Source organism: Nonomuraea aurantiaca (assembly GCF_020215705.1).
In the GTDB taxonomy this organism is placed as follows: domain Bacteria; phylum Actinomycetota; class Actinomycetes; order Streptosporangiales; family Streptosporangiaceae; genus Nonomuraea; species Nonomuraea aurantiaca.
This window is the reverse complement of sequence record NZ_JAIWNB010000025.1, coordinates 119,857-134,932: the sequence shown is the minus strand read 5'-3', so window position 1 is coordinate 134,932 and position 15,076 is coordinate 119,857. Positions and strand designations below refer to the sequence as shown.

The 15,076-nt window shown below is 71.2% G+C and carries 4 protein-coding genes; 2 read left to right on the top strand and 2 right to left on the bottom strand.

What is annotated here, in order from left to right:
* Positions 1-5: 5 nt before the first annotated feature.
* Positions 6-5,426, top strand: a complete 5,421-nt coding sequence (locus LDL49_RS42415; protein WP_225300468.1) for a type I polyketide synthase — start codon at positions 6-8, stop codon at positions 5,424-5,426.
* A 14-nt stretch (positions 5,427-5,440) separates the two neighbouring features.
* On the top strand, positions 5,441-6,430 hold the full coding sequence (locus LDL49_RS42410) for a helix-turn-helix transcriptional regulator (protein WP_225300467.1): 990 nt from the start codon (positions 5,441-5,443) through the stop codon (positions 6,428-6,430).
* A gap of 21 nt (positions 6,431-6,451) precedes the next feature.
* Here the strand turns inward: LDL49_RS42410 and LDL49_RS42405 are convergent, their stop codons facing one another.
* Positions 6,452-10,258: an SDR family NAD(P)-dependent oxidoreductase gene (locus LDL49_RS42405; RefSeq protein WP_225300465.1), complete on the bottom strand. Its 3,807-nt coding sequence runs from the start codon at positions 10,256-10,258 to the stop codon at positions 6,452-6,454.
* Positions 10,251-14,993 carry a type I polyketide synthase gene (locus LDL49_RS42400; protein ID WP_225300463.1) on the bottom strand — a complete coding sequence of 1,581 codons (4,743 nt, stop codon included), beginning with the start codon at positions 14,991-14,993 and terminating at the stop codon, positions 10,251-10,253. Before LDL49_RS42400 ends, LDL49_RS42405 begins: the two co-directional genes overlap by 8 nt.
* Positions 14,994-15,076 lie beyond the last annotated feature (83 nt).

Here is a 15,076-nt window from a genome sequence, read left to right as displayed (position 1 = left end):
CTGCGGTGAGCGTGGACCAGGCGGCGGGAAATCGAATCGCAATCATCGGCATGGCCGGCCGCTTTCCCGGCGCCGCCGACGTCGAGCAGCTCTGGGGCAATCTGGTCGGCGGTGTGGAGTCCCTCACCGAACTCACCGACGAGCAGTTGCGGGCGAACGGCGCACCGCGGGCCCAGATGAACGACCCGAACTACGTCCGGCTGCGGCCGATGCTCGCGGACATGGAGTATTTCGACGCCAAGTACTTCGGCTACAGCACCCGTGAGGCCGAGGTCGTCGACCCGCAGCAACGGATCTTCCTCGAGGTCTGCCACACCGCCCTGCAGCAGGCCGGCTACGATCCCGCCCGCTACCAGGGCAGCATCGGCGTGTACGGCGGAAGCGGGCCCAACCGCTACAACTACGAGAACATCTACTCCAACGCCAAGGTCCGCCGCGCCGTCGGCGACATGGCGGTCGAGATCAACAACAACCAGGACTACCTCGCGGCTCGCGTCGCCTACGCGCTCGGCCTCACCGGCCCCGCCGTGTCGATCGCCACGGCCTGCTCGACGTCGCTGGTCGCCATCCACCTCGCCTATCGAGCCCTGGCCACCGGCGAGTGCGCCATGGCCATAGCCGGCGGCGTGAACGTGATGCTCCCCTACTACCGCGGACAGCGCTGGGCCGAGAACAGCATCTACACGCGGGACGGCCACGTCCGGGCGTTCGACGCGGCCGCCAGCGGCACCAACTTCGGCCACGGCGCGGGCGCCGTCGTGCTCAAGCGGTACGAGGACGCGGTCAAGGACGGCGACCACATCCTGGCCGTCATCATCGGCTCGGCGGTGAACAACGACGGGGCCAGGCCCACCTTCACCGCCCCCGCGCAGGACGGTCAGCAGGCCGTCATCTCCGAGGCGCTCGAGGTGGCGGGGGTGCACCCGGACAGCATCGGCTACGTCGAGGCGCACGGGACCGCCACCGCGGTGGGCGATCCCATCGAGGTCTCCGCTCTCTCCGCCGCCTACCGGGCGGCGGGCGCGACCGGCCGCCAGGTGTGCCCCATCGGGTCGATCAAGACCAATGTCGGCCATCTCGGACCGGCCGCGGGTGTCGCCGGCCTGATCAAGGCCGTGCTCGCCATGAGGAACACCCTGATCCCCGCGTCGCTGAACTTCACCACCCCCAACCCGAAGATCCCTTTCGAGGAGACGCCCTTCTACGTCAACCGGGAGCTCTCCCCGTGGGCCGAGGGCGAAACGCCCAGACGGGCGGGCGTCAGCTCCTTCGGAATCGGCGGTACCAATGCGCACGTCATCATCGAGGAAGCGCCCGAGGTCCCGCCGGGCCCGTCCAGCCGGCCCTGGCGGGTCCTGCCCCTTTCGGCCAAGACCGAGACCTCCCTGGCCACCATGCGGGCGGAGCTCGCCGAGCACCTGCGGACCCACCCCGAGCTGCCGGTCGAGGACGTCTCCCACACACTCACCGTGGGCCGGCCGGCACTCGAACACCGGAGCTTCGTGGTCGCCAGGGACGGCGCGGAGGCCGCCGCCGAGCTGGCGGCCACCGGGCCGGCCGGAGCCGTCCGCACCGGCGCCCCTACGCCGGTGGCCCTCATGTTCCCCGGTCAGGGCACGCAGCACGTGGACATGGCCGCCGAGCTGTACGCCACCGAACCGCTCTTCGCCGCGACCGTCGACCACTGCGCGACGCTCCTGCGACCACACCTCGGCTGCGACATTCGCGACGTCATCTTCAGCGCGCGCGGTGAGGGCGATCACGAGCGGATGGCGGAGAGCCTGCGGGCCACCCGCCTGGCCCAGCCCGCGCTGTTCGTCATCGAGTACGCCCTGGCCACCCTCTGGCTGGCCAGGGGACTGCGGCCGACGGCGATGGTGGGCCACAGCATCGGCGAATACGTCGCCGCGTGCCTGGCCGAGGTGTTCACCCTCCCGGAGGCCCTCGAACTGGTGGCGATCCGCGGCGCGCTCGTCCAGTCGATGCCACCCGGCGACATGCTCGCGGTCCCCATGCGCGAAGCCGATCTCGCCCCGCTGCTCACCGACAGCTTGAGCCTGGCCGCGGTGAACAGCCCCTCGACCAGCGTGGTGGCCGGTCCGGCCGATGAGGTGGAGCTGCTCCTCGGCTGGCTCGACGCGCGCGGGGTGACGAGCCGGCGCCTGCGCACCTCGCACGCCTTCCACTCGGCGATGATGGACCCCGCCATGGAGCCCCTGCGTGCGGCCGTGGCCAGGATCGGTCCCAAGAAGCCGACCCGGGCGTTCGTGTCCACCCTCACCGGCACGTGGATCACCCCGGAGCAGGCCACCGATCCCGGCTACTGGGCCGACCAGTTGCGCGGCACCGTACGCTTCGCGCAGGCCTGCCAGGTCATCGGCGAATCCGGGGCGATCCTGCTCGAGGTGGGGCCGGCGCAGACGCTCACCACGCTCGCCCGGCAGACGCTGGGCAAGGCGGCCACGGTCGTGCCGTCCCTGAGCCGCGCCGGGTCGGCTGAATCCGATCTGCGGTGGCTCGCCGTGGCGGCCGGAACCCTCTGGACGCACGGCGCGGAAATCGACTGGAGCATCGTCCAGGATCCGCGCGGGCGGCGGCGCGTTCCGCTGCCCGCCTATCCCTTCGAACGGCAGAGATTCTGGGTGGAGCCGGACGACCTGCACGAGGATGCGGCGCTGGAGGAGGAGTCTCAGGCACTGGCCATCGAGGACGCGACATTCGTCCCTGTATGGCGTCCCCGCCGGCGAGGCGCGGCGGCCGAGACCACTGGCTCCTGGCTGGTCTTCACCACCGGCGATGAGCTGGTGGAGTCCCTGGCCGACCAGCTCGCCGCGCGGGGCGCCTCGGTCGTCCGGGTCGGGCTCGGCGACGGCTTCGCCGACCTCGGTGACGGGCGCTACGAGGTGAGCCCCGCCGGCCGAGCCGACTACCGGGCGCTGCTGGCGGCGCTGGACGCGGCGGCATGGCGGCCTACTAGCGTCCTGCACGGGTGGACGGCGGTGCCCGGCCAGTCCGATGTCGACGCGGTCAAGGACGCCGGGTTCTACAGCCTGCTCTTCCTCACCCAGTCCCTTGAGGAGGCCTGGCCCGATCACCGGGTCGGGATCAGGGTGCTGACCAGCGAATGCTGCAACGTCTCCGGCGCGGACCCCATCGAGCCGGTCAAGGCCCTGCTGATCGGGCCGTGCCGCGTCGTGCCGACCGAGTCATCGACTCTGTCCTGCCAGCTGATCGATGTGTCGGCGAGCAGCGCGGAGCACCTGCTGGCCGAGCTGGCCACGCCCATTGAGGACGACACGGTCGCCTACCGGGCCGGGCGGCGCTGGGTGCAGGAGTACGACCAGGTCTCCCTCCCTTCCAGAACCGAGCTTCCCTGGGTGTTGCGCCGCCGCGGCGTCTACCTGATCACCGGCGGCACCGGCGGCATCGCCCTGGAGGTCGCCAAGGAGCTGGCCCGTACGGTGGCCGCCCGGCTCGTGCTGGTGAACCGCACGCCGATGCCACCACGCGACCAGTGGGACGAGCGGCTGTCCGCCGACGACGACGACCAGCTGAGCGCCCGGATCCTCGGCGTGCGGCAGGTGGAGGAGCTGGGCGGGGAGGTCCTCGTCACCGCCGCCGACGTCGCGGACGAGGCGGCCATGCGCGAGGTGCTGCTGGCGGCACGGGAGCGATTCGGCCGGATCGACGGGGTCTTCCACGCGGCGGGGGTGGCCGGTGGCGGCCTGGCGGCGATGCGCTCAAGGGAGAACGCCGACGCGGTCCTCACGCCGAAGGTGGACGGCACCCTGGTGCTCGATCGGCTGCTCGGCCAGGAGGTCGACCTCTTCGTGATGTTCTCCTCGATCGTCGCGGTCACCGGTGACTACGGCATGGTGGACTACTGCTCGGCCAACGCGTTCATGGACGCCTTCGCCCAGGCTCGTGCCGCCGGCCGCCGCCAGACGGTCTCCGTCAACTGGTGCGGCTGGACCGAGGTGGGCATGCTCGAGAAGACTCTGGCGAGCGCCCCCAGCGGCTTCCGCGATCTGGAGCGGGGCATCGGCTATTCCACGGCGGGACATCCGCTGCTCGGCCGGCGGGTGCTCGGGACCGGCGACGACATCGTGTTCTCCGCCCGGATAGACGGAGACTTCCACTGGGTGCTGACCGACCACCAGATGGCCGGCCGGCCCGTCTTCCCCGGCACCGCGTACGCGGAGATCGTCTGCGCCGCTTACCGCGAGGCCGTTCAGGACGGTCCCGTCGAGATCCGCGACCTGTTCTTCACCCGCCCGCTGGCCATCGACGGCCCCCGTGAGCTGCGCGTCACCGGGCGGCGCAACTCCTCGAAGGTTTTCGAGTTCACCGTGTCCTCGCGGCCCTGCGACCAGGGTGACGCGCCATGGGAGCAGCACGCGCTCGCCTACGCCTCGGCGGGCACCGAAGCCGGCCCGGACCGGCACGACGTGGCGGCCATCTCGGCCCGCTGCGACCTGGTGACCTGGGACCCGGATCTCGACTCGCCCTTGTCCCCGGTCGTGTTCGGCCCGCACTGGCGGGTGGTGGACTCGGTGCGGAGCGGACACGGGGAACACCTGGTCTCGCTCACCCTCCCGGAGGAGCTGACGGCGGACGTCGGTGCCTTCTGCGTGCATCCGTCGTTGCTCGACGGCGCGACCTCGCTCGGTCTGTTCCTGCCGGAACTGGCGGCCGCGGGCCGTACCTTCCTGCCGCTGGCCTACGACCGGCTGACCGTGCACGCGCCGCTGCCGCCGCGGGTGTTCAGCCACGTCCGCGAGGTGGGGGTCAGGGGCACCGAACGGGACGTGGCCTCGTACGACATCACGATCCTGGACGAGAGTGGCGCCGAGCTGGTCACCATCTCCGGCTTCTCCGTCCGCTACCTCGACACCGCGGCCGCGCGGCAGGACCGGCCGGCCGCGGGCGGCGCCATCACCACCGGCGGCTCGGCGGGCGGCGGATCCGACCAGATACTGGAAACGCTGATCACGCCGGGCCAGGGCGTCGACCTCATGTGGCGTGTCCTCAGCGGTCCCGCCGAACCGCAGTACGTGGTCACCCGGGAGCGCCCGACGGACCGCGCCCGGCGCATCGCGCGGATCGCCGCCGGCATCGCGGAGGCGGCCGGCGGCCAGCTGGCGGGGACTGCGGTCCGCGACCCGCGTACCCCGCTGGTCTCGCCCGGGACGGCGACCAAGACGGAAGAGCAGCTGATCGAGCTCTGGCAGGACGCCTTCGGCCTCAGCCGGCTCGGGCTGGACGAGGACTTCTTCGACCTCGGCGGCAACTCGCTGGTCTCGGTGCAACTGGCGGTCCGGATCCGCGAGCGCTTCGGCATCAACCTGTCAGGGATCGTGATCCTCGAATATCCGACGGTCAGGGAGCTCGCCATCCAGGTCGACGAGGCCCTGGCCGACCGTTGATGGAGGACAGCACCATGGCGGCGCCGGGATCCGAGTCCGTCCTGACGACCCTGTACGCGCACGCGCTGCGCTGGGGCGAGCTGTCGACCGACGATGACCTGGTCTCCGGAGAGCTGGGGTTACCGGCGACGGCCGTCACGGCGGCCGTCGCCGAGCTGAAGCGGCTGCACCTGCTCCGCCTCCGGTCCGGACCCGGCCACGGGCACGACAAGCTGGTTCCCGTCGATCCCGAAGTGGCGACGGCGACGCTGGTCTCCCCAATCGACGAGGAGGTGCACCGGCGGCGGCTGGCCATCAGCCAGATCCACGACCAGCTCGACATGTTCAGAGGGCATTACGCCGAGCACCAGCGCAGCAGGTCCGATCACCCCGCCCTGGAGGAACTGCACGACCGCGACGAGCTCGCCGGCCACCTCTACATCGCGGGTAAACGCTGCGAGAAGGAGTTCGTCTCCTTCCGGCCGAACCAGACGACGGTCGAGCATCTCCCGCCGGGTGGGCGGGCGATGCTCGACCGTGGCGTCCGCGTGCGTCTGCTCCTGCAGCACGCGGCGCGCACCGACATCCGGGCCCGGTCGGAGCTGGACACCCTCATCGAGGGCGGGGCCCAGGTACGCACGGCGAGCCAGTTGTCCAGGCATCTGATGGTGTTCGACGCCGACGTGGCGTTTCTGCTGCATGACGCCGCCGGGGCGAAGCCGATCGCCGTGGTGATCCGCAACGCCTCGGCGGTCCGTCTCCTGCTGGACCTGGTCGAGACGACCTGGAGCTCTGCCCATCCCTACCTGGCCAAGTCGATCGGCTACCACGAAGTCGCCGATCACCTGCATCGGACGATCATCCAGCTGCTCGCCCAGGGGCTGACCGACGAGGCGGTCGCCCGGCGGCTCGGGGTCTCCGTACGCACCTGCCGGCGGCACATCGCCACAGTGCTGCGCGACCTCGACGCCGTGAGCCGGTTCCAGGCCGGTGTCCGGGTCGGGGCCGCGCATCACGACCTGTAGTGACTCAGTGCCGCGGTCCCGTCATTCGACCAGGCCGCTGAGCTGCCCGGCGAGTCCGCGTACGGTCGGGTAGCCGAGCATCGCCGTCACGGGAACCGCGATCCCCAGCTCCTTGCGGACCCGGGCGATCAGTGAGATCGCCAGCACCGAGTTCCCGCCGAGCTGGTAGAAGTCGTCCTCGGCGCCGATCGAGTCCAGGCGCAGGATGCCCGCCCAGATGTCGGCCAGCCTCCGCTCCATCCCCTCAGCCGGCTCCACGTAGGGGGTCGACAGCTCGGGACGGGGGTCTCGGATCTCCTCCTCCTCGGGCGCCTCGTCCTTCGTCGACCCCACGACCCACTGCTCGTAGCGGGCGTCCAGGGAACCGGTCGAGATGACCAGGTGGTCGACCTCGTCGATGGCGGCCACCGCCCGCTCGAAGATCTCGACGGCTTCCTCCGCCCTCATGTCGAAGGCGCCCGTGTGACCGACGGACTGCCGCTGCCCGGCCTCCAGCCCCCAAGTGTCCCAGTCGACCGTGATCCACCGAGCCCTCGTCGATCCGCGTTCCGCGAGCACCCGCGTGTCGAGGGCGGCATTGGCCGCCCCGTACGCGCCCAGCGCCAAGCCGCCCAGAACGGCCGACAGCGAGGACAGGGTGATGCCGCGGACGTCGCCGCACCCGTCAAGGACGTTCCGCAGCGTGCGGAAACCCTCGACCTTCGTGATGAAGTGGGCGTCGCAGGCGGCCCGGGTCAGCATGGTGGCAGGGCCGAAACCCGCCGGGTCGGTGCTGCCCGCCGCATGGACGACCAGATCGATGCGCCCGAAGCGCGACAAAGTTCGCTCCACCACCGCGCGCATCTGCCGCTCCTCGGCGGTGTCAGCGGACTCCACCACCACCTCGGCACCGCCCTCGACCAACTCGACCAGCGTGGCGAGAGTCCTGGCCGACCGTGAGCCGGGATCGGCCGCAGCAAGCTGCTCACGCCAGCGTTCCGGTTCGGGGAGCGCGGTCCGCGCGGTGAGGACGACCCGGCAGCCGCGTCGCGCCGCCAGGTGGCGGGCCAGGATCAGCCCCACGTGCCCGAGACCTCCGGTGATCAGAACCACGGAGCCGGGCGCGAGCGGCCCGTCGGTCGTCGCGGGCAACGGCAGGTGTTCGTACTCCCGCACCCACCGCCCCGTCCCGCGCAGCGCGACCGGGCCCTCATGCTCGATCACCGCCTCCGCCAGCACCGACGAGGCGAGCACATTGTCATCGACGTCGACGTGCCTGCATTGCCAGCCCGGATTCTCCTGTGCCAGTACGGGCAGGAGGCCGCCCACGGCGGCCTGTTCCGGGTTCCGTGGCACCGACCCGGCGATGCCCACCGCCTGCCGGGTCACGGTCAGCAGGCTCACCGGCTCGGTCGGCACATGGGTGGCCAGAGCCCCGGCCAGCGTGAGCACCGAGTGGAACCCCGCCGTCATCCCCGTCTCGACCTCGTCGGAGCGGCCGGCGGCATGGACGACCGTCCTCGGCGGCCGGCCCATGCCGCGCAGCAGCAGGTCCAGGTCGCCTGGATCGTCGGGGCGGACGGTGAACCCTGTTCTGGCGTCACCGCCGAAACCTGACCCCGGTCGCGCGGCCACCACGTCAGCGCCCGCCCGGCGGAGCCGTTCGACGAGGTCCGCGCCGAACCGCTGCCCGGCGAGGACCAGCCACGGACCGGCGGCCCGCAGGTCGGCGTCGCGGTCCGCGATCGCCGCGGGCGCTTGCCGCCACCCCGGAACGTACGTCCAGCGAGACAGGTCGTCCACGCGACCGTCGACGGCCGCGGGCGCGGGGGGCGCGGCCTCGATCCAGTAGCGGCGCCGCTGGAAGGGGTAGGTGGGAAGTGGGACGCGCCGGCCGCCCCCGGGGTGCAACGCGGCCCAGTCCACGGAGGAGCCCGCGAGCCACAGCCGGGCGAGGGTGGCCAGCTGCCAGCGCGCCGCGCTCTCTCCTGTCGCCGGCGCGATGCTCAGCCGAACCTGTCCCTCCTCCTGCTCCGGCGCCTTGAGCCGCTCGGTCACCCGCGTGACGAGCCGGGCGGCACCCTCGCCGCCGCTCACCCGCCCGAGCCGGCCGCCCAGCCGCGTCAACGCGGTCAGAAAGGCCACCACCGCCTCGACCGGCACGGACTCCGTGTCGACCGGCTCGATCAGCTCTCCGGTGATCTCTCCCGCCGCCAGCCGCAGCTCCTGCCACCATTCCTCGGGTACGGAGGAGGGCTCGGGCAGGTCGACGTCGATGAGCGGATCGCGGCTGCGGGTCTCCCCCGCCAGCCGGCGCGCGGGATCGGGCAGCGCGGACACCGCCTCGGCGACGTCGGCGCACACCACGGCGCGCCGTACCGGGAAATGCGCACGCGATTGCTGCAGCGTGAACGCGACGTCGTCGAGACGGAGGCCGGGGTGCGCGGCGAGGTGATCGGCCAGATCGCGCGTGGCCATGTCGAGCGCCGTCTCGTCCCGGGCCGACAGGAGGAGGAGCTGCGGACCGGAGCGCCGCGGCGACTCCGGGCGCGCGGGCGGCTCCTCGATCACCACATGCGCGTTGGTGCCGCCGAGCCCGAAGGAGCTGACACCGGCACGGCGAGGATGGGCCGACGCGGGCCACGGCTGGTCTTCGGTGAGCACCGTGAACCGGTCGCGGACGCTGGCCAGGGCCGGGTTGGGGCTGGTGTAGTTGGGGGTGGCCGGGAGTATCGCCCGGTTCATCGCCATCATGGCCCGGATGAGGCTGCTGGTGCCCGAGGCGCGGTCCAGGTGGCCGATGCTGGGTTTGACCGAGCCGAGCACGATCGGCCGCTCCCGCGCGGCAGGGAACGCCCTGGCCATGGCCGCGAGCTCGATGGAGTCTCCGAGCATCGTGCCTGTTCCGTGACACTCGATATAGCTGATCGTCTCCGGACGAACCCCGGCGAACGAGACAGCCTGCCGCATCACCTCCGCCTGACCGTCCACGCCGGGCGCGGTGTATCCGGCGCAGGCCCGGCCGTCGTTGTTGACGGCCGAGCCGAGGATCACCGCTTCGATGTGGTCGTTGTCGGCCAGCGCGTCGGAGAAGCGTTTCAGCACGACCACGGCCACCCCGCTGCCCACGACGCTGCCGCGGGCGTCGGCGTCGAACGCGCGCACCACGCCGTCGGGGGCGAGGATGTCCCCCTCCTGGTAGGTGTAGCCGACGCCCTGCCCCAGAGGGATGAAGCTGCCTCCCGCCAGCGCGAACTCGCACTCGTAGTTCAGCAGGCTCTGCACGGCCAGGTGGACCGAGACCAGCGACGTCGAGCAGAAGGTCTGCACGGTCACGCTGGGACCACGCAGGTCGAGCTTGTAGGAGAGCAGCGACGACAGGGAGTCCCGTTCGGTGCCGATCGCCATCAGCAGCGTTCCGCCCGGCTCCGCCATCAACCGGCCGGCCGCCTGCAGCGCGTAGAGGGAATACCCGCTGCCCGCGAAGACGCCGCCGCGACCGGGGACGGCCATCGGCGAGTAGCCCGCGCGTTCCAGCGCCTCCCACGAGACCTCCAGGAACAGCCGATGCTGCGGATCCATCGCCTCGGCCTCGATCCTGGAGAAGCCGAAGACACCCGCGTCGAACAGCTCGACATCGTCGAGGCCGCCGGCGACCCGGACGTAGGACGGGTCGGCGAGCTGGGCCGGACCGACGCCGGCCTTGAGAAGCTCCTCCTCACTCAGCTCGCGGAGTCCCGGCCGGCCGGCCGCGAGATTGGCCCACAGCTCGTCCACGGTCCCGGCCCCGGGGAAACGGCCCGACATGCCTATCACGGCGACCGCCGCGTCGTAGTCGACCTCACTCACCGTCTGTTCCCTTCCGTACGCTGGCGCGTCGTCTGGCCAGCCGCTGCTGCCGCTGCGCGGCGTGGTCGTCGGCGACCCGGCCACCGGTGCCGTCAGGGTCCGGCGCGGCGCTCGCCGCGACGGCGGCCGCCAGTGTGCCGACCGTCGGGGACTGATAGATCACGTGGGCGGGCAGGCGGTCGAGTTCGAGCACCCGCCGGATCGCCGCGATGATCCCGACCCCGATGAGCGAGTTCCCGCCCAGGTCGAAGAAGCTGTCGTGGACGCCGACCTGGTCCACGCCGAGCGCTTCTCCCCAGATCTCGGCGATGACGATCTCCGTCTTGGTCTGCGGCGCCAGGTACGGGGTGGACAGGTCGGGCCGGGCGTGCCGGGCCTCACCCCTGCCCCGCGTCGCCGCGGTCTGGACGTCCTCGATCGTGTAGTTACGACTGCCCGCAACCTGCGCGGAGAAGTCCTGGGTCGACACCACCACGTACGGGTCCGGCCGTTCGAGTGCCCGCAGCAGGCAGCGCCAGCCCTGATCGAAGTCGATGCCGAAGCGCTCCCTGTGCTGCCGGTAGAACTCACGCAGCACCGGTTCGTAACCGTCGAGACCCGCCTCCCAGCCGTTCCACTGCCACTCGCCCCAGCCGATCGACACCACCCGGGTCCTGGCCAGCGGCTCGCTCTGAGCGAAGGCGTCGAGGAAGGCGTTGGCCGCGGAATAGTCCGCCTGGCCGAGCGCGCCGGTGACGGAGGCCACCGAGGAGAACAGCGCCAGGAAGTCGACGGGGATGTCCGCCAGGGCCTTGGTCAGCGCCAGCGTCCCCGCCACCTTGGGGGCCAGCACGCGGTCGATGTCCTGCGCGGTCTTGAACTGCATCATGCCGACGCCCGGCACCCCCGCCGCGTGCAGCACGCCGTTGAGCTCCCCGTACTCCCGCCTGGCAGCGGTGACCGCACGGTCCACATCCTCCTGGATCGCGACGTCTCCGGCGACCACGGTGAACTCCCCGCCCAGCGCCGCGAGATCGGTGAGGCCCTGGATGCGCCGCCGTACCTCTTCGGTGGCCTGGGGGTCGGCCAGGATCGCGGGCCACTGCTCCCTTGACGGCACCCTGGTACGACCCAGCAGCACAAGCCGGGCCTGGTAGTCCTTGATCAGCCGTTCGGCCAGGGCCAGGCCGATACCGCCGAGGCCACCGGTGACAAGGTAGACGCCGCCCTGCCTGATCGTGCTGACCGGCTCCCGCTCCTGGTGGTGTTCGGGGATCTCGACGATCTCGTAGTCGGGGACCCAGCGGCGGCCGTGGCGCAGGGCGATGGTCTGGTTGCCGGGCTCCGAGCGCAGCTCCGTCATCAGCGGGAGCATCGGCGGCGGCTCACCCTCGACGAGGTCGATCATCCGCAGCGTGACGCCGGGGCACTCCACCGGGATGATCGTGCACGGCCCGAACAGGGTCGCCCGCTCGGGGCGAAGCCGCTCGACGCCGGTGACGGGATAGACGCCCGAGGTGACGACGTCGAGCTTCCACCCCCCGGCGCCGGCGTCCAGCGCCGCCCTGGCCAGCGCGATCAGCGTGTGGGTGCCGCGCAGCAGGGTGTCCCGCACACCGTCGGCGCCGAGCGTCCACAGGTGCAGCACCCGGGTGGGCAGCCGGTCCTGTTTGCGCAGGGCGGCGAACAGCTCCAGGGTGTCGTCGGAGTCTCCCGGCCTGATGCGATACCCGTCGGGCCCCTCGGCGAACGCGGGCCCCGGCCGGACCAGGGTCACGTTCCCGGACAGGCGGTCGGCGATCAGCTGGGCATCGCCGTCGTCGGTGAACACCAGCCAGGTCTCGTCGGCGTCCGCCAGCGGGAGCGGGGGCGTCCGCTGGCGCCACACGGGCAGGTTCATCCATTGGGACTCGGGCAGCAGGGGCAGGGTCTCGTACTCGCTGATCAGTTCCTCGGCGCTGAGCTCGTCCGCGTGCTCGTTCTGCGCGCGCGGGCCGTGTCCCGCGTTGAACCAGTACTTCTCGCGCTGGAACGGGTAGGTGGGCAAGGGCACCCGTCCGGGCGCCCGCTCCTGGTCGGCGTGGTGGTAGGCGTACCAGTCGATGGTCACGCCGTTCAGCCACAGCTCGCCCAGAGCCTCCGCCACGGTCCTGTCGTCGCTCTTGTCCTCGTGCGCGGAGGGAAGCGTGGAGATGATCAGCGGCCACCGCGAGCGATCGCAGTCGGCGTGGGCGCGGGCCATCGCGCCCAGTGACCGTCCGGGACCGATCTCCAGCACGGTAATGTCCTGGCGCCGCAGCAGCTGCGCGAGCCCATCGGCGAACAGGACGGGCCGACACATGTGCTGGGCCCAGTAGCCGGGGTCGGTGACGAGGTCCTCGTCCGCCATGCCACCGGTCACGTTGGACACGTAGTCCATGGTCGGCGCGTTGAGCGTGATGTTCTCGGTGACCCATGCGGTCAGCTCGTCCATCACCGGGGTGAGCATCCGAGAGTGGAAGGCGTGCGTGGTGTCCAGCTCACGGCAGCCGATCTGGGCGGCCCTGAGCTCCACCGCCAGAGCCTTGACCGCCGTAACGGGTCCGGCGACCACGACCTGTCCCGGGTTGACCGCGGACAGGTCGATGCCCCGCTCGTCCAGGTCCGGCACTCGCGCCGACAACTTCTCCCAGGTGAGGCCGACGGCCAGCATCCCGCCGCCGGGCAGGCCGGCGATGAGCTCGGCCCGGCGGGCGACCAGCTTGACGGCGTCCGGGAGCGACAGCACACCGGCCAGGCAGGCGGCGACGTACTCGCCCACGCTGTATCCCAGCACGGCGGTCGGCTGGATCCCCCAGTCCATCAGCGTTCTGGCCAGGGCGTACTCGGCGGCGAACATCGCGGGCTGGGCGGCTCGCGTGTCGCTCAGCGAAGACGGCGCGCCCGTTTCGGCGCGGCCGAGCATCGCGGCGAGATCGAGACCCGCGTCGGCGCGATCGCCGGTGAGCCCTTCGAGCACGTCGACGGTGGAATGCTGGGCGAGCAGGTCGAGCACGTGGCGCAGGTGCCAGCGGAACACCGGCTCGGTCCGGTACAACCCAGCCACCATGCCCGCATAGTGCTCGCCGACGCCGGCGAACATGAAGGCGACCCGGCGACCTCGCGACGGATCGTGGCGGGCCAGGAGCGTGGCCTCGCCGGCCGCGCTCCCGGCGAACGCCGCCGCCGCACCGGCCGCGTCGTTGGCGACGCACACCCGGCGGTGGCCGAACAGGGCCCGTCCTTCCTGCAGGGTGAAGGCGATGTCGGCCAGGTCCTGGTCGGTGGTGCGGGTCAGATGATCGGCCAGCAGCGCGCGATACTCCTCGGCCGCCCGCTCCGACCTCGCCGACAGGGGCAGGACATTCCAGGAGCGTTGCGCGGACGGCCGTTCTCGCGGTTCCGGTGCCTCCTGCAGGACGACGTGCACGTTGGTGCCGCCCATCCCCAGCCCGTTCAGCCCCGCCAGCCGCTGCCGGCCGAATTGCCGCGGCCACGGGACCGCCTTGCCCGCCACGTAGAAGGGACTGCGCACGAAGTCGATCTCCGGGTTCGGCGTCTCATAGTTCAGCGACTGCGGGATCAGCTCGTGTCTGAACGCCTCCACCACCTTGATCAGACCAGCGACGGACGCCGCCCTGTCCAGGTGCCCGATGTTGGTCTTGACCGAGCCGATCGCGCAGTACTGGCGGTCCAGCAGAGCCTGGCCGGACCGCTCCTGCTCGGTCTCCCGGAACGCCCGGGTCAGCGCGGCGACCTCGATCGGGTCGCCCAGCTCCGTAGCCGTGCCGTGCGCCTCCACGTAGGAGATGTCACGCGGCGAGACCTCGGCGTCGGCGAGCGCGGCCGACACGGCGGCCGCCTGCCCGACCACGCTCGGGGCCGCGTAGCTGAACTTCGCGGCGCCGTCATTGTTCATGGCCGAGCCGCGGATCACCGCGAGCACGGTGTCACGGTCGGCGAGGGCGCGGCGCAGCGGTTTGAGCACGATCACCGCGGCGCCGTCACCGAAGATGCCGCCCCGGGCCCGCTCGTCGAAAGTTCTGACGTGCCCGTCTGGTGAGGCCATCCCGCCCTGGACATAGAGATGGCCGACGCGGTCGGGTACGCGCACACAGACGCCACCGGCCACGGCCAGCTCGCACTCGTCCTGGCGCAGGCTCTGGCAGGCGAGGTGGATGGCCGCCGCCGAGGTCGAGCAGAACGTCTGCACCGACACCGCCGGCCCGGTGAGGTTGAGGCGGTAAGCGGCCATGGTCGCGAGGGCGTCCTTGTCGTTACCGGTGATCAGCTCGTAGGGATCTATCCTCCCCAGCACCTCGGGGTCGGCGAACCGGTCGATCATGTACATGCTGATGTTCATGCCGGCCCACAGGCCCACGCGGTCGCGGTTGTCGGCCCTGCCGTACCCCGCCTGCTCCAGCGCCTCCCACACGACTTCGAGGAAGACACGTTGCTGGGGGTCGGCTATCTCCGCCTCCCTGGGGCTGAAGCCGAAGAACCCGGCGTCGAATCCCCTGATGTCGTCGAGAACGGGCCGCACCTTCACATAATCGGGGTCGGCGATCAGCCGCGGGTCCACGTTCGACGCGCGTAGGTCTTCGTCAGTGAAATGTGCGAATGACTCCACGCCATTCTTGATGTTCTCCCAGAATTGCGCCACGTTTGCCGCGCCGGGAAAGCGACCGGACATGGCGATGATGGCGATGTCGTGGTCACGAATCGATTGTTCGAACATCAGGCTCCCTCTGCCCGTCACGGTCAGACCACATCGGCCATATCACCCCGTGCGAAGCGCCTTTTACCCTTCGTCGGCCATGG